Origin of the sequence: Gimesia sp., from assembly GCF_048262075.1 — a bacterium.
Classification (GTDB): Bacteria; Planctomycetota; Planctomycetia; order Planctomycetales; family Planctomycetaceae; genus Gimesia.
On record NZ_JBLXFK010000002.1, the window covers coordinates 241703 to 259614 of the forward strand.

12 protein-coding genes and 1 tRNA gene are annotated in these 17912 nt (G+C 48.0%); 4 read left to right on the forward strand and 9 right to left on the reverse strand.

What is annotated here, in order from left to right:
- Positions 1-21: 21 nt before the first annotated feature.
- The 5 genes from ACN0YH_RS04665 to ACN0YH_RS04685 form a co-directional block, all read right to left on the reverse strand.
- Complete coding sequence (locus ACN0YH_RS04665) at positions 22-4401, reverse strand: serine/threonine protein kinase (protein ID WP_417378396.1); 4380 nt, start codon at positions 4399-4401, stop codon at positions 22-24.
- A 204-nt stretch (positions 4402-4605) separates the two neighbouring features.
- Positions 4606-5505 carry a hypothetical protein gene (locus tag ACN0YH_RS04670; protein WP_417378397.1) on the reverse strand — a complete coding sequence of 300 codons (900 nt, stop codon included), beginning with the start codon at positions 5503-5505 and terminating at the stop codon, positions 4606-4608.
- Positions 5502-7172 carry a S41 family peptidase gene (locus ACN0YH_RS04675; RefSeq protein ID WP_417378398.1) on the reverse strand — a complete coding sequence of 557 codons (1671 nt, stop codon included), beginning with the start codon at positions 7170-7172 and terminating at the stop codon, positions 5502-5504. The genes ACN0YH_RS04670 and ACN0YH_RS04675 overlap by 4 nt, the downstream gene beginning before the upstream one ends.
- A gap of 436 nt (positions 7173-7608) precedes the next feature.
- Entirely contained in the window at positions 7609-8841 is a 1233-nt protein-coding gene (pepT, locus tag ACN0YH_RS04680; RefSeq protein WP_417378399.1) for a peptidase T, read from the reverse strand.
- 41 nt (positions 8842-8882) lie between these two features.
- On the reverse strand, positions 8883-10037 hold the full coding sequence (locus ACN0YH_RS04685) for a sialidase family protein (RefSeq protein ID WP_417378400.1): 1155 nt from the start codon (positions 10035-10037) through the stop codon (positions 8883-8885).
- Between the two features lie 291 nt (positions 10038-10328).
- Here ACN0YH_RS04685 and ACN0YH_RS04690 point away from each other — a divergent pair.
- Together ACN0YH_RS04690 and ACN0YH_RS04695 are read left to right on the forward strand one after the other, a co-directional pair.
- Positions 10329-10402 (forward strand) — tRNA-Met (locus ACN0YH_RS04690).
- 450 nt (positions 10403-10852) lie between these two features.
- Complete coding sequence (locus tag ACN0YH_RS04695; RefSeq protein WP_417378401.1) at positions 10853-12043, forward strand: hypothetical protein; 1191 nt, start codon at positions 10853-10855, stop codon at positions 12041-12043.
- Positions 12044-12095: 52 nt separating this feature from the next.
- On the opposite strand, the gene ACN0YH_RS04700 is transcribed toward ACN0YH_RS04695, so the two are convergent.
- Complete coding sequence (locus tag ACN0YH_RS04700; protein ID WP_417378402.1) at positions 12096-12653, reverse strand: HdeD family acid-resistance protein; 558 nt, start codon at positions 12651-12653, stop codon at positions 12096-12098.
- Between the two features lie 406 nt (positions 12654-13059).
- On the opposite strand from ACN0YH_RS04700, the gene ACN0YH_RS04705 reads away from it, so the two are divergent.
- Together ACN0YH_RS04705 and ACN0YH_RS04710 are read left to right on the forward strand one after the other, a co-directional pair.
- Complete coding sequence (locus ACN0YH_RS04705; protein WP_417378403.1) at positions 13060-14031, forward strand: DUF1559 domain-containing protein; 972 nt, start codon at positions 13060-13062, stop codon at positions 14029-14031.
- Between the two features lie 98 nt (positions 14032-14129).
- Positions 14130-14570, forward strand: a complete 441-nt coding sequence (locus ACN0YH_RS04710) for a carboxypeptidase-like regulatory domain-containing protein (protein ID WP_417378404.1) — start codon at positions 14130-14132, stop codon at positions 14568-14570.
- Positions 14571-14671: 101 nt separating this feature from the next.
- Here ACN0YH_RS04710 and ACN0YH_RS04715 read toward each other — a convergent pair whose 3' ends face one another.
- The 3 genes from ACN0YH_RS04715 to ACN0YH_RS04725 form a co-directional block, all read right to left on the reverse strand.
- On the reverse strand, positions 14672-15124 hold the full coding sequence (locus tag ACN0YH_RS04715) for a carboxypeptidase regulatory-like domain-containing protein (RefSeq protein ID WP_417378405.1): 453 nt from the start codon (positions 15122-15124) through the stop codon (positions 14672-14674).
- A gap of 2 nt (positions 15125-15126) precedes the next feature.
- The gene (locus tag ACN0YH_RS04720; protein WP_417378406.1) at positions 15127-16083 is read right to left on the reverse strand and encodes a DUF1559 domain-containing protein; all 957 of its coding nucleotides are present in this window, start codon (positions 16081-16083) and stop codon (positions 15127-15129) included.
- Between the two features lie 616 nt (positions 16084-16699).
- The gene (locus ACN0YH_RS04725; protein WP_417378407.1) at positions 16700-17830 is read right to left on the reverse strand and encodes a prolyl oligopeptidase family serine peptidase; all 1131 of its coding nucleotides are present in this window, start codon (positions 17828-17830) and stop codon (positions 16700-16702) included.
- Positions 17831-17912 lie beyond the last annotated feature (82 nt).

The following is a 17912-nucleotide window of genomic DNA, read 5'->3' on the forward strand; positions in this document are numbered from 1 at the left end:
AAGCAATAATCCAGACAGTTCTCAGAATGCCCGCTTAAGTCGTCCCGATTTATCCTGCCCCTGTTTGCCTTCGATGATCTTTTGTAATACAGCAGGATCAGCCCCCAGGGGTTGTTTCAATGCAGACCAGGTTGCCGCCTTGCATGTGGGTAGCAATTGAAAATGAACGGGCTGTAATTTGACCAGGGGAGGCAGTTTTTGATCCTGCAATATGATCCCTCCGCGCATCGACAATTCATGTTGTTCCGCATCTGTACCAAAGAGACTTTTCATACCCGCTGAAAAATCATTTCCTGCCCCTGGAGAATTACCGGTTGCCCGATCGATCGCATTAAATCTCTCTACCATATACCCGTTTGAATTTCCCCACCACTCGATTCCCTCAGGGCTCGAGGAAGATTGACGAGCTGAGATCAGTGATGCCGTTTTTGAGAAATCAGAACGTGACGCTGAGCTTGCCGGAGCAGGCAGGAACAATGACTCTTCCGCAATAACCTGAATGGCAGACTGTTCGGAGCTACTTCCTCCCGATTCTTCTTTGATAGCAAAAACTGAACCACGAGGGGCAAAAGTACTTTGATTTAATGCGACATGAATTCCGGGGGAATCGCCCGGTTTAAGCGGGAAAGCAAAAATATCCTGTTGGCTGAGAAACAGACTGTTGCTGACCTCCAGATCCAGTTGACTGGATTCGGATTGAATAATTGTACCTGAAACAGTTATGAATGAATTCTCAATCTGAATCTGATTCGACTTGCCTTTGGTACCTGGTTCAATATGAACTGCAGACTCAAACCGGTTATCGTTCACCAACAGAGCAGCCAGAGCACATTGATCCAGTCCCAGGCGACTATTCTGACATACCACAAAATGCTTTGGCACAACACCTTTTCGTTCCGGCGATATCCGAAATGCTCCCCCTGAGATATCCAGGGTTGAATTTTTTAAGCTGAAGAACGCTTCAATCCCAGATTTCGAGCGAGTTTTAACAGTTGTGGGGAGCAATTTTAATTCAACAACCTGTGGACTCTCAGCCCCCTTGTGCTGAAAAACAAGCTGGATCTGTTTATTCTCCAGAGCCACTGGTGACATGTAACAGATTCCCTGGCCACTGAGATTCACTCGTGTGGGTCCGGAAATCGCTGGGCTGTTGAGGAAGTCGCTAAGGTTCCCTTTTGTCATATCGAACGTCACAGCTTTTGCTTTCGCAAACAGCCCCTGCATTTCCCGTTCAATGTCAGGCTTCCCCAGTACGGCTTTAATCCGCCTTTGTTGACTCTCTGTCAGGGAGTTAAGTCTCGCAGGATCACATCCAGCGGTGACGCCATCTGCTGAAATGGCGTATACATTTTTCTGTTTTGAAAATTCCAGTAAAGGTTTTATGAATGCGGGAGTCATTAACTCATCCAGTTCTGCAGGCAGATCCGACTGGAACATGTCAGCAGCAACATGGGTTCCCCAACTCTGCTGCCAGGTTCGATGTGAATCGATTTGAAATACATTTTGTGTATTTCCCTGTTCTGTAGAGCGAAGATAAGCAGGCCAGCCCCACAAGAGAGAGTTCTCCAATTGCAACTGGATCTCATCAAATCGACTTGCACTCTGACTTCTCAGCTTATCCTGAGGCCAGTTATCGAGAGTCAGCATTGCAGCCTGTTTATTTTTCGGACTCCCAATCAACACAGAATTGATTACAACAATATCAGTTTGACCGCTGGCAAGTGCCTCTTGATCAGACTTTACCGGTTTTTTCTTTTCCCGAGGACCAGCTAATGCGAAGATCGTCTGATCGGAGAGCAGGGTACTGGAAAATATCCTGGCGGTGCGGGGAACCTGACGCTCCTGCAAAAGCAAACCGGGGGTCAGCGCCAGGTCCAGACTGTCCATTTCCAGACAGGGTGCTCCTATGGAAGAGAGGAAACAGTTAGAGATCAGAACATCCGCATAAATCTGATCCACGCGAACTGCTTCCAGCTTCTGCCCCATGATCACGGAGTTTTCCAGAAAAATGCGCGACTCACCTTCAGGTCGTGTTGTGGTTGTACGTGGTCCTCCCGTGGAGTGAACCAGACGCAGTGCTCGATCAGTCGTCCCGGTCAGCGTGAAAGAGCTGTCCTGGAATGTGAGATCACTCTGATTTAACTCCAGGATATTGCAAACCCCAGAGCCTGAAAGCGTGGACGCATCACACAGCAGATCGACTCCCTGAAAACGTAATAAGCCGGAGGAAAACGAAAACAGGTTCACTTCAGACTGTTTCTCTTTTTCCTTGTTTGGCTGCATCAGAATCGTCGGCCTCTGATCTGCATCCGCCATGATGATTAATTGAGAAATATCTTTTAACCGATGTGGCTTAAGCAAAAATGGCCCTGTTCCATAGAGACGGATTACAGCCCCCCTGGAAGTCACTTCATCCAGAGCTTTATTTAAACTGTCCCAGACTCCGGGCTCATTTTTCCCTTCCGCCACTTTTAAAACAGGTAAGCGAGGATCCAGCTTGACTGCATTCGGTCCAGAGAGTGCAGAAAACGCTGCCCCCCAGTCCGGCAGATGTTTTTTTTCCTGCCCTCGAACCGACATGTTTTTCCAGGACTCGCTGATCTCTCTTTTTTGTTTTGATTTCTCTACTTCAGATTTCACATCTGTAACAGCAACCTCTGATTGAGAAGAATCCTCAACCGGTTGTTCGCCAGTTTCTGCACTCTCGGGCTGATCTTCATCATTCTGCGAATTGCCCTGCTGATTCTGTTCTGCAGTGGCAAAAGGATTACTGGCAGGCCCCTGTTGCGGTCCGTCCCCTGAAATCCCCAGGGCATTGATCCCCCACCAGATCAGGAGAATCAATAGCAGGACTGCCCCCGCCAGCATGGCAATCTGTTTGTAATCAACGGCAATCTGATCTCCTGCCGCCGGCTCATCTAACGCGGGCACATTTGTTGTTTTCAATGACTTCTTCGGTGGACGTGCAGAATTTCCCTGTCCCTTCCGAGATCGCGGTTTTTCCGGAGTTTGCTTTTCCCGGGCTACGGGCCTTGTTCCTTTACCTGGTGTTGAGGTAGAGGATGAATCCTGTTTCGGAGAACGCGCAGCCTGGCGCGTTTTCATTGCCGAGTCAGAAATAACAGAACCTTCCCCTTCATCCTGTGGTTCCTGACGTTTCGCAGAAGATCGCCTGCGTTCACCTTTTTTTTTGCCTTTTGCTGGTTTGGCTGGTTGCTTGAGCCCTGGTACTGTCACATCTGATTCGAAATCGACTTCTCCCGCCAGTTGCTGCAGGTCAAAACTGGTACTGAGTCGATTTTGCGTCTCACTATCTTCATCTTCATGATCATCAGCCGGATTACTGTAATCGGGCATGAACTGATTAATCAGGAAATCACTGCTGTCTGCCGCGGGAAGTTGATCGGACTCAAAAGCGGGTTGCTCTCCATCCGATTCATCGTTTGCCAATGCTTCCAGCACATCGTTCCCGACATTCGAGCGTTTCAAATTTGAATTCTTTAAATCTTCCAGAAGTTCAGACGGGGTCTGGTAACGATCTGCCTGTGGTTTGGCCATCATCCGATGAATGATGGCGACAATCCCTTCCGGCACTCGATCATTGAGCTCCCGGGGATCGGGGGGAGGGGAAGTAGCATGGGCCGCGAGTTTATTGGTCAGACTTCCCTCAGAGAAGGGAGCCCGGCCTGTCAGCATGTGGTACCAGGTACACCCGAGCGAATAGATATCACTGCGAATATCAGCAGCCTTACTGTCACGAGCCTGCTCGGGAGCCATGTAATCAACGGTCCCAACAGTCGTCCCGGCCCGTGTAATGCTGGTTTCAGTATTGTCATCAATGGAACGTGCCAGTCCCAGATCAGTCAACTTAACAACGCCATCCAGACGAATGAGAATATTGGCAGGCTTGATGTCACGATGCACGATTCCCTGTTGGTATGCATGCGCCAGGGCCTCTGTCACCTGTGTGATGATTTCCAGTGACCGACGAACCGGGATTCGGTTTCGCTTATTGATGAGATTATGAAGATCTGTGCCCTCGACATACTCCAATGCGATGTAGAGATATCCATCTTCTTCGCCGGCATCATAAACCGAAACAATATTCTCATGACGGAGATGGGCAGCAGCCTGACCTTCCGCTTTGAACCGTTTCACCAGAACGGGATTTTCAGCCTTATCACGCGGTAGAATTTTTAATGCAGCCAGACGATTCAATCTGGTATCGCGAGCCAGAAAGACGGCTCCCATCCCGCCCGCACCGATCTCTTTCTCGATTTTATATTTGCCCAGTGTTTCCAGTTTGGGTACGCGCGCGGACTGGCGTTTTTTTTTCTCAGGAGTATTTTCATTCCGCTTGGCCATCGCCTGCCCCAGAATTGTCTGAATCGACAGATTCAAAAAACGCCTTACTTGAGTTCGAACGCTTTCAGAAATTGTTAAGAATTGATTTGGAACCACCTAAACCCGAATGACAGAAGAACATATATCATAAGCTGTTGACAGGGGAGAGTCAAAATAGACCCTCATTGTTTTCAAGCTTCCTCAATAAGAAAAAAAGGACTGCACATCACAACAGCATGGCCTTTGAATACAGCGATCCGTTTAAATCGAATCACTCCAGTCCAGACACTGTACGAGTCCAGATTTCAAACCACAGACACACCAGAGGCCAAACGGATCGCAGGCAACTTCAATTGCTTCATCAGGAATGACTCCTCCCCAAATCAGCTTCCCTTCCTGATTTAACCAATACAATTCCTGCTCAATCGTAGCGGCAACGATACGATTCCCTGAAAAATCACAGGCGAGGACTTTGGGAGTACCTTCAAAAATGAGAGTACCTGCTGATTCACCATCGTGATCAAAAATTAAGATTCCATAATTGAATCCTGCCAGATAGAGTCGCTGGCCATCTCCCGAAATTGAAATCCCCCCACAATTAGACCAGTGCTTTTCAGTCCAGATACAATTTCCCTCGAGGTCATAGCAGCAGAGAAACCCGTTTTCTGCTGCCCCCATCAATCGGGGTTCTGTAACCTGAAATTCGAGATAACTCAAAGGACGCATTGTTTCAAAGCTGGCAACTTTCTTTTTCTGTGAGTCAATCAGAATGGTCTTGCCACTGGCCAGGCTGACCGCCAGATAGTCTCCGTAGGCATCCATCGTGATAGCCAGACATTCGACCGAAAAAGAGATCGCCCACAAGACGTTCAGATCACGATCAAAGCAGCAGATATTATTGTCTGAATAGATCGCAGCACCTAATTTCCCACGATCACTCCAGTGGACCAGTTGCACATCCTTGATACCACGATTCAAATGCAGAAACTGCCCCTGCCGATCCAATAAATAAAGGCCGCCCGAAACATCGGCGGCCAGTATTTCTCCGGTTTCCCGTGCCAGGTCCAGCGCAAGTAAAGGAGCTTCTGTTGAGAATGACCACCGTAATTCGGGGGTTGTTCCTTTTCCCTGTGTGAGCCAGGCGGCACGTTCATCCATCATGGTGTTACAGCATATTGCCTTTGCAGTATTAGTAAACCACGTTTGATATCAGAATCTGCAGCGAGTTTCTGTTCTCTCGAAGCACCATACATGGCTGTCTGCAGTTCATCTTTCTCAACCGTGATCGTCGGTTTGATTCCGATCTTACCATATGTATGACCTTGAGGCGAATAGAATTTGGCAGTTGTCAGGCGTAAACCGGTCGAACCACGGATCGGGAAAATACTCTGAACAGACCATTTCCCATAGGATTTGCGTCCTACGACTGTCGCTCGACGATGATCGGTTAATGCTCCCGCCACAATTTCGCTGGCACTGGCACTGTTTTCATCGATCAGTAATACCAGCGGAATTTTCCAGGTACCTGGACGATGTGCTGTGTAACTCCAGTTCTGGTCGGAAACACGTCCTTTAGTAGAAACGAGTTTTCCTTCTTCCAGGAAACGATCCAGCACTTCCACTGCAGCAGACAGTAACCCCCCCGGATTACCACGTACATCCCAGATCAGTGACCGCATACCTTCGCCGTGAAGTTTATGCAGGGCAGCATCCAGTTCTGCAGCAGATGTTTTTTGAAAACCGGTCATTTTGATGTAAGCAATTCCATTTTCCTTGTCGAGCATTTTAACGACGGGAAAACTTTTCACCTGGACTGCTTTACGGGTCACCCGTGCGGTACGGGTCCGCTCACTACCGGGACTTTCCAGTTCCAACACTACTTGGCTGCCGGAATTTCCCCGCAGTAGATTCGCAGCCTGATCAGTTGTCATATTTCGGCAATCTTTCTGATCGATACCTACAATATGATCCCCCGACAGTACCCCGGCCGCTTCGGCAGGGCTGTCTGGGAGTACGTTCATCAGCAGCATGCCTTCTCCGATCTCGGCTTTCATTTCAATACCGATACCGACAAATTCGCCTTCAATGTTATCGTACAGATCACCCAGACGTTCCGGAGTCAGAAAGCTGCTGTAATCATCCAGGGCATTACAGCCACCGAACATGTATTCGGAAATCACAGCAGTATCACGCAGCCCCAGATTCTGATAAGACATAGTGCAGACTTCAATAATCAACTGATGTGCCCCGTGATGACTTGAGACAGATTTATTCCAGTATTTTTCTCTCAGAATTCGACGGACCATACGAATCTTCTCGGGTGGCACTCCCTTGAGATGAGCCTTGATAAACTGATCATTGGCTAAAGCCAGATACAGACTTTCCGTACCATGGGCCACAAAGGAGGTCGTACTGAGCGGATCGACGAAGTGCGATTGAATTTTGGATAATATTTCGTCGAAGAGAATAAAAGCTTCCCGGCGTGACTGAGACAGGAGCACCTTAGAAAAGCTGTCATCCATATAACGGCGGTCGATACCAAAATGAATTTTGGCACGACGCAGACCATATTTGATATTGTCGTTTTCAGGCCACTCTTTCAGAGCCTCTTCATAATGTTCAATTGCCTTGATCCATTGTCGATTTCGCTCATACTCTTCTCCCTTGGCAATTGTCTGACTTTGCGAAACGGGAATGACAATCGGAAGTTCACCGGGATCTGCAACGACATGATTCGTGCTGGCTGCCAGTAAACATCCCAGTAAATAAACCCACAAATGACTCGAATGGAATCTCTTCAGAAGACGCATCTTGGTTGTAGAAAACATGGTTCCCCCTCTATAACCGACGTTTTATCCTGTTGCTGAAGGCCGCCACAAGCAGGGCTCATCAAAAGCAGACAGGTAAAAAGTCGCCGGTTCGCGCTGCACAAAGAATGCACAACGATTATTTAAACAAGTATCTTGCCGATATGTTTAACATAAGCCACAATTTTTCGATGGTCAAACAATCGTTTTCACGAAGATGCACTACGACCTGTATAATCGATTCATTTTTAAATGACCATTTGAAAACCGAATCAGGCAGAATACTGCTCATGGAGGGGGTGTTGTCTTAACTCGTTAGTACAACACGCGCAGCTGGAACCGAAACGCTTCCCTATTTTCGCCAACCCCGGCAACCCGGACAACCCGAACCAGAATGAGCAACTTCAGAAAAAAAGCGGAGAGTGCCACAGATTCATTCAACTCGTCAGTTGGATACTCAACGTTCTTCACCCCAGAGTCGAGCCAACTGCAGGAGAACATCCACTGCCTGCTGCATTTCTTCCACAGTGGTCCATTCCAGCGGTGAATGAGGATTGTGCTGTCCACTGGAAAGATTGGGGGTGGGTAATCCTTTTTCAGTCAATAGACTGCCATCAGTTCCTCCCCGAATCACATTCAGATTGGGCTCGAGACCGGCGGCGCGAGTTGCTGCGATTGCCTTTTCCAGAGCGCGGGGCTCTTTGGATAATCCATCACGCATATTACGATACTGTTTATGTATGCTGATCGTGATCTCTGCTTTAGTGTATTTCTGGCGGAGCGGTTCTGCCAGAGATTCCAGCAGTTCGGCATATTCCGCAAGTTTTTCTGTTTCAAAATCGCGTAGAATCAGTCGGGCTGACGCCTCAGAAACACTGCCTTCTATATGGTAGGGGTGGATAAACCCTTCGCGTCCCTCAGTGGTTTCCGGGCTTAACGTTTCTGTCGGCAAGCGAGCAATTAACTCACACAAAATGCGATTGGCATTCACCATCACATCCTTCCCGACAGAAGGATGTGTATTGATGCCTTTGACAACAATCACAGCCTGATCTGCGGAAAACGTTTCGGAATCAATACGGCCACTACCATCACTGTCCAGGGTGTATGCGCAACAGACTCCGAATGTAGCCAGATCCAGTTTTTCAATGCCGCGACCGATTTCTTCATCGCAGGTAAAACAGAGTCGAATCGGGCCGTGAGCGATTGACGGATCCTGCACCAGTTGCGCCGCTGCGGCCATCATGACTGCTACCCCCGATTTGTCATCCGCCCCCAGAAGAGTCGTACCATCAGTGGTAATCACCGTTTTACCCTGCATCTGCTGCAGACGAGGTTCTTCGCTCACCCTTAAAACGCGTGCAGGATCTCCAGGCAGTACCAGATCTTCGCCATTATAATTTTCATGCACAATCGGTTTGACGTCCGTACCTGAAAACTCGGGCGAAGTATCCACATGTGCCACCCAGCCAATCGCAGGAACATCTGCTTCAATCGTGGAGGGAATCGTGGCCATCACAATCCCGTACTCGTTGATGGTGACATCTTCCAGTCCCATCTGCTCACACTCTTCAAACAGCATCCGACTCAGAACCAGTTGTTTTTTTGTACTCGGAAAGGTCGGACTGGTCTCATCTGACTGGGTATCAATTCTGACATATCGTAAAAAACGATCAAGTAAAGTATCCATAAGAATCCGTTTTCTAATATTAAAAGAGTTATCCGTTTCACCTATGAACCGGTCTGAACAGAAGTAAGGTTAAAGGAGACAAATTCAATGGTCCGATATCCATCCCGCTCATAGAGCAGGCCGATTTCCCCATCTCCCATTTCAGCGAGACTGGAATACGCCGCAGAATCTGGTGTCACCAGCAGTGATGCTGTCCAGGTTTTTCCGTCGTCCTCACTCAGTCGCACCACCATCTTCTTTCGTTTTGTGCTGGCTGGATTACTGAAAAGTATCAGCCCCGATTTATCCGCAGTGGGAAACCGGACTCGAATCAGACTGGCCTGACAGACGGGTTCGATCAAAGTTTGATCCAGGGTCACATCAGACCAGGAATTACCACTATCACTGGAATAGGCAATTGCGCGGCGATTTTTACCGTGATAGCTCCGCATATTCATCAATAACCGACCATCAACCAGTTCAACGACAGCACACTCATTGGTTTTTTCCCCGATCGGCTCACTCATCTCCCAGGTCTTCCCATGATCGTCTGAGAAAATGGCATGCGATCGACGTACAACCTTTCCCTCGAGTGACGCATTATGATCGCAGGGAATGACCAGACGCCCTTTCAATTTCCCCCGAGTCAACTGAATACCATTCCCGGGGCCTGTCGCATACCACGTCCATTCCGGTTTCTTTGTCGATTCAGTCACTTCATAAGGTCGCTTCCATGTCAGTCCGTCATCATCGGAATAACTCATATAAACGCGACGCGTATCTCTGCCTGACTGGTCTTTGATCTGTTTTGCATGGTCTTCACCGTGATTCCAGGTTAATGGCAACCAGATGCGGCCCGTTGTCCGATCCACTACAGGGCAAGGGTTACCGCAGGTATTTTCACCATCATCCCAGATCACTGATAAATCAGACCAGGTTTTTCCCCGATCCTGACTCCTTTTGAGAACCAGATCGATGTCGCCACTGTCATTTAAATTATTCTTGCGGGCTTCTGCAAAGGCGAGCAGTGTCCCCTGGGGAGTGGAAAGTAAGGCAGGGATTCGGAATGAGTGATAGCCAGCTTCCCCTCGCTCATAAACGGGTAAACGCGTCACCGGATCGAGTGGATGAGGACTCTGGGGGTTCTCTTCACCAGAACAGGGGAGATTAAAAGACAAGACGATCACTAACAGTAGAAGCTGATTCTGATATCCCATCGTATGTCACTGCTCCAGGTCCAGGAACTTCTGATATTGGTTAAGACCAGAAAATGAGTATATCGCCCCTGTAAATGCATCACAATCAACGAAATTCGGGGGCATTTTTGGATGAGAGCGGCGGTTGACTTGCGATCAAACAGGATTTTGTTAAGCTTTCGACTTCTCAGCGGATATTTTACCTATAAAGTGAGATACCTAAGCAAGTTAGCACTGAGGATGACTTTTCCTGCAGCACAAATTTCTGTAGGATAGCCCCATGCGGCAAAACCGTGGGGGGTAACCCAAACTGGCGGTGTAGCTCAGTCGGTTAGAGCAGCGGAATCATAATCCGCGTGTCGGGGGTTCGAATCCCTCCACCGCTACTCGTGTCATAAGAAGACACATCAAGACAAACGAAAAACGGCTGAGTCTTTCTCAAAAGGCTCAGCCGTTTTTCGTTTAGTTTTACTGCTATGGAAAGTTCGAATGGATTTTTATTTAAGAGTGCTCGATCAGAGATATAAGCTCGATTCCCACCCGTTCTCATTTTGACTGTGTCCAGTTTTACTGTAGCGTCTCCAGGTCCAATTGGAGCCAGTATATTAGATTGACAGATGCTATGGTTAAATGTGATGCGCTCTAGAGATTCAATTAGCCAGGAAGATCTCTCTGAATTAGTAACATGGCGATTTTACACAACATATATGATTTACTTCTGTAATTTTACGTGGTACATTCACTACAGATAGCTGGCACTAAAGGCCCCTTGGAAAACAGCGTCTATCCGTGTTACATCCCTATAAAATTGCATTATCCCTGGAATCCATACAACCATGAGCTTTATCGTCCGTCTCCCCCTACTGGTTCTTCTGTTTTCCAGCAGTATTATGTTCGCCGGTTGCAATTCCGAGAGAGCCACCAGTCCGGCTCCCGATATCACAGGCACCGAAAATCTGGAGTCTCCCGAAGAACTTCTCCCCAAAGTGGAACAGGCCATTGAGATTGCCCGTCAGCATTATCTGGCATCAGAGGAGCATTCCCCCTGGGAAATTTATCATGGGATGCTGGCATTCCGGAAAGACTATCAGCTCAAAAAGGATGGAAAAGTTGTCAACGCGCTGGAGTGGATTTCCTCTGGTCCCACCTTTGACAATGAACCCTGGTTCCAGAAAACCGAGTTCGGCGGCCGCGCACACCCCTATACCAAATCCAATGCATTTGAAGGACATAAAAATCAATCACTGGCAATTCTGGCCATGGCCGATGTTCCACTCGATCATCAGTTCCAGACTCCCGATGGCCCCATTACAGTAGCCGACATCGTCGCCAATGCGCAAAAAGAAATACAGGAGAACGAAGAAGTCACCTGGTCACTCTGGGCGCTGGTGCATTACCTGGGCCCTGACGCCGTCTGGGAGGACAAAAAAGGAGAAGAATGGCATATGGATGATCTGGTTTACATGCAGAATGCCACGCTCTCGAACGAATCGGCCTGTGGTGGAACACACGCCTTGTTCGCTCTGGCCTACGCCAGAAATACCTACCAGAATTCAGGACAGCGCCTGCGAAGTTACTGGCTGGAAGCAGATCAGAAAATCCAGAAACACATTGAAGAAGCCAAGGCAATGCAGAACCTGGACGGCTCTTTTTCTTACGACTACTTCTTCCAGAAAAGTGCCAGCGAAAATTTTCAGGAACGACTGGAAACGACAGGGCATACTCTGGAATTCCTGATGATGGCACTTCCGGATGATCGCCTCAATGAAGACTGGGTGCGGAAAGCACTCTCCTTGCTGGCGAATGATATTATCAATAACAAAGATGAACCCGTCGATTACTCAGCCCTGTATCATGCCATCGATGGACTGGTGATCTACCGCAACCGGATGTCTCCCGACCGCACAGCACAACTGGGAAGCAAAAACGTTCCGACACTGGATCAATCCAAGTCGGAGGTGAAAGTGCTCAAACCAGTTGTGCCCCCCGTGATTCCAGAACTTCCGGCTTTACCACCCAAGCCGTAACGAGGTTTTCCAAGAAATGGGATATTCATCCACATCGACGAACTATTTCGCTTTACACATCGATCGTTTCTGAAGGACCGGAGCCTCCTCCTCTCGACTGATTTGCCAGGCTGATCAGGAAAAAACCGGTGAGCAGAAAATCGACCCCCACCAGAGTTCCCACTGCCCACATTCCAGAGACAGGCCACTGACTCCAGATCAGGCCTCCTAAGAGTAACGAGACCAAGCCACTGAAGAGAATTCGACTCCAGCCATTAGCAGGACGGATTCCCAGCGACATGATGATTTTCCAGACTCCCTCAAAAACAAAAAACATTGCCATCATCAATGTCAGTAATTCCAGTCCATATAATGGATGAAACAACAGGCTGAGCCCGCCGAGCATGATCAGCGCGCCCAGGATCACATGAAAAGTTTTCCCTGCAACATCTCCCATCTGCATCGCCTGCAAAACATATAAAATCCCCCCCAACAGTAATAATGCACCAATCATATAAACCACAGTTATACCAGCGATCAGTGGTGTAAGCAGAGAGATGACACCAATGACACACAGAATTATTCCTGTCAGTTTAAAATCTTTGATCGCAGGCAGAGGCGGTTGAGTCATAAGGAACTCTCTTCCAGTAAAGTAAAAGGCAAGTTGAGAAGTATAAAAATTACTGATGTTTGACTGAATCTCCTGTACAAGCCAGAAAATTCCTGTTTGCAGCTGCTTAAAAACAAAGCAGTTTGATGCGTATCACGGTTAGCTGATGCTGCAGGATACTTACTCGGAAACAGAGCCGCCTCGACTGAAGAAAATTCATAAAGTTGTTTTTTGAACTGATAATACCTAAAACGCGGCCAAATTGAGCTCTTCTGATTAAGGAATTGGCACACCGCTTGCTAAATAAGATTAATTATCTTTACCTGGCCTGTACAGGCCGTTCCAGTTCGGGGACGGTTGATTGAACAATTTCTTCTGTATGGGCAGTCGCGATGTCATAATCCCTATTTACTGGAGGAGATTCCCCATGCTGGTGCCCCATCACCGTAGAAAAGGCTTTACGCTGATTGAGCTGTTGGTCGTGATTGCGATTATCGCCATCCTGATCGCATTACTGCTCCCCGCCGTTCAACAGGCCCGCGAAGCAGCCCGTCGCAGTACCTGTAAAAACAACATGAAACAATTAGGGCTGGCCTTACACAACTACAATGGGACACACAAGGTACTGCCTTACTCAGTCTCCCATTCCGGTTCTTGCTCTGGGGGATCTGCCAGTACTTCCGGCACAGTCACACTCAACCACCGAGGCTGGTTACTTCTCTTACCTTACCTGGAACAGACCAACTTATACAATAAGTTCAACGCGAGCGTCGCAACCGGTTCATACAATCCCTCAGGTGGTACGATTGTCGCCCCCGGTGCTGCGGGAAATCCAAATGACGAGGTTGTCTCTACCATTGTTAAAGCATTTCATTGCCCTTCTGATTCCACCCCCGAAGTATATACAACGACCTCCAGTACACATTATTCCATCTCTCCAAGTAACTCGACTTTACTGGGTGTGTTCACGAACTATGACTTCAGCACGAATAGCGAATATACCACCTGTAATAACTGGGGCGCGTTGGGAATCACGACTCGACCCATGTTCGGTTTCAATGGCTGTGCAAAATTTCGTGACGTTACTGATGGCTTGAGTAATACTGTCGCTGTTGTAGAGACAACACGGTATGTCGCGAACGGAGAAGGAACCGCCTGGGGTTTTGCCAAATGGGTTGGTAACGGAACAAATTTCGCCGGAGCAAATATTAATACCTGGTATTCAACCGGACCAGTAGGCTACCTTGCCTCTTGGGGATATTCAGGAAGCTTGCACACCGGAGGTTGCCATGTCCTTCTGGGAGATGGTGCGGTGCGATTTGTTAGCGAAAACATTGATGCCACCACCCGGGTTTATCTCTCCTATATCGCAGATGGTAAAGTTCTCCCTGAATTCTAAACGCCGAACTTTATTCCAGGTTCACTCAGTAACATCACCCAATTCCGGCAAACTTACGGGTTGATGTTACAGACCACAGCCGCATTGGATCGAATAAAATGTTTAACCGATTATATTGCTTCAGCCTGCTGGTATTGCTGGCAGGTTGTGGAAGTGCAGAAGCACAACGTGATGAACTTGAAGTGTCCCCTACATGGGGTACTGTGACAGTGAAAGGAAAACCAGTGGCGGGTATCACTGTTATTTTTTTCCCGGAAGGACAAACCAAGGGTCAGGGCGGTCGCGGCACAACCGATGATACCGGGCAGTTTATGATCAAATACCAGGATGGAAGAGACGGAGTTCCGCAGGGAAACTACAAAGTCCTGTTTGAACATTTTGTGATGCCTGACGGTTCAAAAGTCCCGGAAAGTGAATTTCCAGCCGACGTCGGAGCTATCAATCAGTTACCTCATCAATTCAGTAATTTTGGGACTTCTCCTTTTAAAGCAGAGGTCCCCCAGGGGGGAACTTCGGATCTCGAATTCGATTTAAAATGACCAATCGTCTGACTGAGACTGCCCTATCTTGAAATAAAAAACGCCGCTTTCCCAGGCAACTGAGATGCGGCGTTTTTTAATAAATCTGATCATCGACAAGGCTACGGTTTGCTCGTCAGTTGGAAAGTAAAGTTATTCTCCTCACCCGCTTGAACCTGAGCTGTCAGCTCACTTTTTTTCGGGTCGGTATATCTATTGGGAATTAATGACTTTGGTGTCTGGTTGACGGGTTGATTCGGATCAAATGCAGACGATTCATAACACTCAATTGAGACCAGATGATGCCCCACCTGAGCTCCATCGCCTTTTTTGATTGTCATTAACTCAAATGTACCATCTTCTTTTATCCCACCCAGAGCCATTCTCCCGGTAGTTCCCCGATCTTTATCGGGAGTGAACTGGATGGTACCCGTAGTCAGTGGCTTGCCATCCAGTGTCACGACGCCTTTCACCGGGGCTAAGGGCGGTGTGTCTGTCGGACCTTGACTACAACTGGTAAGGGAGAAATAAAGTATCAAAACGGGGATCAGTTTTAGTGATATTGAACGCTGCATGATTACTCTCCCAGCACTTGGCCATCAGCCATACTGCCACGATAGCGCCAGTTGTTGATATCAATATTTTCACTGACAAATACAACACCGCCGTCGGCATTCAGCATGTGAACTCCACCCACATGTTGTGAGCTGAAAGGCACGACGGTCCAGTCATTCACATAAGCAGTCTTTGGAAACACCTGGTTCGGACCGTAGCGCATGACTTTGACAGCACCACTGCCTTCCAAAGTAATCCCGCGCACCCACGGGCTGCAGCGGTTGTCATGACAGGAACCGTTAGACCCCCAGCCTACATCAGACATAATTGAAGGGCGAAATTCTCCAAAAATGAAGGTATTGGAAGAGCCATCAGTAATATCCCGCATCCGGGTGCTGCTGTTTGGCCAGAAGATCCCGCGTTGGTTTGCTGGCAGACTGGTACTGTTTCTGATTCCCACCTGGGCTCCAGTCGATGCATAACCGCCCACTCCCAGATAATTTGTGATGGCTTTCTTCGTACTGGAGTTCCAGCCCCGGTAACCATGTTCTGAGATAACTGTTTCACCCGAGTAGGAAGGACAGAGGTAAGTCGGAATAATATTCGCTGCCAGTCCAACATTAGTCGGGTTCGCATAACTCAGACTGAAATCAAACTGGTTATAAATATTGGCCATATCCATGAAAGGCAGAATCATGACCATCGGCCCCATGCTGTTCAACTGCGGATTGTCCGAAGAGGACGCAGTAAAAGTCCAGCCGACTCCCCCGGGAGGAAAGCAGGAATGAGTTTCATGGTAATTGTGTAAAGCAAGTCCAATCTGTTTCAGATTGTTTTTACACGTCGAACGCCGGGCTGCTTCGCGAGCCTGTTGAACGGCAGGTAACAAAAGTGCGATTAAAATCGCGATAATTGCAATAACGACTAATAATTCTATCAGCGTGAAACCCCGCCGATGAGACCGAGCACAGTCTATCATCTAAATAATCTCCAAGTTAATCACATCGTAAAAGTATTAAAGTCAGGTTGCATGCATCGCGCAGAACAACTCTGACAACAAGGCTGGTAAGAATCAGAAAATGGCGTGAGTGAGGGTAAGCACGATTCAGGAGTCGGGATGGAAGGTTAATTCTATTCCGCATGATAAAAGTTGTCAGATGCAAAAGCAAATCTGAACTCGGTATAGATATCAAACACGATTCTGGAGCAACGGTTACGAGATAAATTAAATCCCTTCAGAAAACCGCCCTTTAGTAAAGACCCCCTCAGCCAGGAAATGTGCGTCAATATCTTAATTATTTCTCCTGTTTTTCCATAATTTCTCGAAAGAGCCTCTAATAAAGACGCACTATTTTTTAAACAAATAAAACAAAGCTGTTACCGCGGATTTGATGTGGCAGACTTAAGATTTAGTCCAGAAGCAGAATACCGGCGCATAAAAAAAGCCCGTTGACCACTGTCAGGTTAATGGGCTTAATGATGTTTGTAGTGTTCGATGGCGAATATTAGAATTTGCCGATAATTTCACCTTCCGAAATCGTCACCAGAGCCGCCCAGGTGCGAATGCTCATGTTTGCCTGCATGTACCAAACCAATTAGTTCGATTTTATTGGACTGTGCTTGAGCCAGAACTCAAAGAACTGATACATCTGCTCGTTCGACTGTGGATTAGGAGCATGTTTTTCGCGGTTGGTCATTGCCACGCGGTTTTCGTAGCCCAGAAAGCGATTCACGGCGATTGTGTGATTCAAGGCCCGCCACTGTTTTGGCCGATCTTCAGCTCCCCCGGAAACCAGAAACGGACGAGGCGCCATCAATGCATGCAGTTCATGCAGATCATGTCCCTCTTTGATAAGTTCCTTGTACAAGCCAGTACGGGGGTTGTCCTTTGTCGGCAGACCTCGTTTACGAAAATCAGGCCCTGCATATCCCAGGTACCAGGGTTCCCAGTAATTGACACTGGGGCGGGTTTCATCAAACACAATACCTCCGTCTGACCAGGCGGCACACGCAAATTTATCATACAGACAGGAAGCAAACATTGCCCATTTACCACCATACGAATGGCCGACAATTCCAATCCGGTCAGGATCGACTTCTTTTCGATTTGCCAGCACATGAAAGGCATTCGCGGCTCCATAAGCCAGCGCAGACAGGGGCTGAATTTCCGCCTGTTTCCGATTGGGATAATACAATGAGTAATCATGACCGACAGAAAAAGTGACAAAACCCCGTTTCGCGAGTTGTAACGCGAAGTCCCGATTCTCTCCTTTCAAACCGACGCCGGTCTCCGGTTCATAATAAACAACCAGCACTGCGGGCTTGCTGTGATCGGGTTTAGCCCCTGGGGGAATTAACAGATAGCCGGTATTAGGGTGGCCAGGAGCAATGTCAAAACGGACCGTGTATTGAGTAATCCCTTCCCGTTCTTCCTGCTTCAAGTACTCCACTTGGGGATGTTCATTGACCGGAGGCCAAACGCCCATTTTCTGATGCCAGGTCTTCAGAATTTCCTGTCGGCGTGCCTGCCAGTCTTCCGTTGTCTTCACGGGACGACCATCATAAAATTTCAACGGGCTTTGATAATTGCCCAGATCACCTTTGAATTCATCTGCGGGTTTGAAGTAAGGTGCAATCTGCTTCCAGAGTTGCTGTGCTTTTTCCGAATCGGGGCTCTTTGATTTCTCCCCCGCGTCAGAGCAGGGGACACAAACCAACAAAAGCATGCATACGATTCCACAGTAACTCACAGGTTTCATCTCTCGATACTCCACTGAAGCATGTCTAATGGGTGCTCTATTTCAGGAC

What these genes read in the sequence shown, in the direction of transcription:
- ACN0YH_RS04670 (WP_417378397.1), bottom strand. Translation starts at nt 5,505, where the DNA reads ATGATGGATGAACGTGCCGCCTGGCTCACACAGGGAAAAGGAACAACC.
- ACN0YH_RS04675 (WP_417378398.1), bottom strand. Translation starts at nt 7,172, where the DNA reads ATGTTTTCTACAACCAAGATGCGTCTTCTGAAGAGATTCCATTCGAGT.
- pepT (WP_417378399.1), bottom strand. Translation starts at nt 8,841, where the DNA reads ATGGATACTTTACTTGATCGTTTTTTACGATATGTCAGAATTGATACC.
- ACN0YH_RS04685 (WP_417378400.1), bottom strand. Translation starts at nt 10,037, where the DNA reads ATGGGATATCAGAATCAGCTTCTACTGTTAGTGATCGTCTTGTCTTTT.
- ACN0YH_RS04695 (WP_417378401.1), top strand. Translation starts at nt 10,853, where the DNA reads ATGAGCTTTATCGTCCGTCTCCCCCTACTGGTTCTTCTGTTTTCCAGC.
- ACN0YH_RS04700 (WP_417378402.1), bottom strand. Translation starts at nt 12,653, where the DNA reads ATGACTCAACCGCCTCTGCCTGCGATCAAAGATTTTAAACTGACAGGA.
- ACN0YH_RS04705 (WP_417378403.1), top strand. Translation starts at nt 13,060, where the DNA reads ATGCTGGTGCCCCATCACCGTAGAAAAGGCTTTACGCTGATTGAGCTG.
- ACN0YH_RS04710 (WP_417378404.1), top strand. Translation starts at nt 14,130, where the DNA reads ATGTTTAACCGATTATATTGCTTCAGCCTGCTGGTATTGCTGGCAGGT.
- ACN0YH_RS04715 (WP_417378405.1), bottom strand. Translation starts at nt 15,124, where the DNA reads ATGCAGCGTTCAATATCACTAAAACTGATCCCCGTTTTGATACTTTAT.
- ACN0YH_RS04720 (WP_417378406.1), bottom strand. Translation starts at nt 16,083, where the DNA reads ATGATAGACTGTGCTCGGTCTCATCGGCGGGGTTTCACGCTGATAGAA.
- ACN0YH_RS04725 (WP_417378407.1), bottom strand. Translation starts at nt 17,830, where the DNA reads ATGCTTTTGTTGGTTTGTGTCCCCTGCTCTGACGCGGGGGAGAAATCA.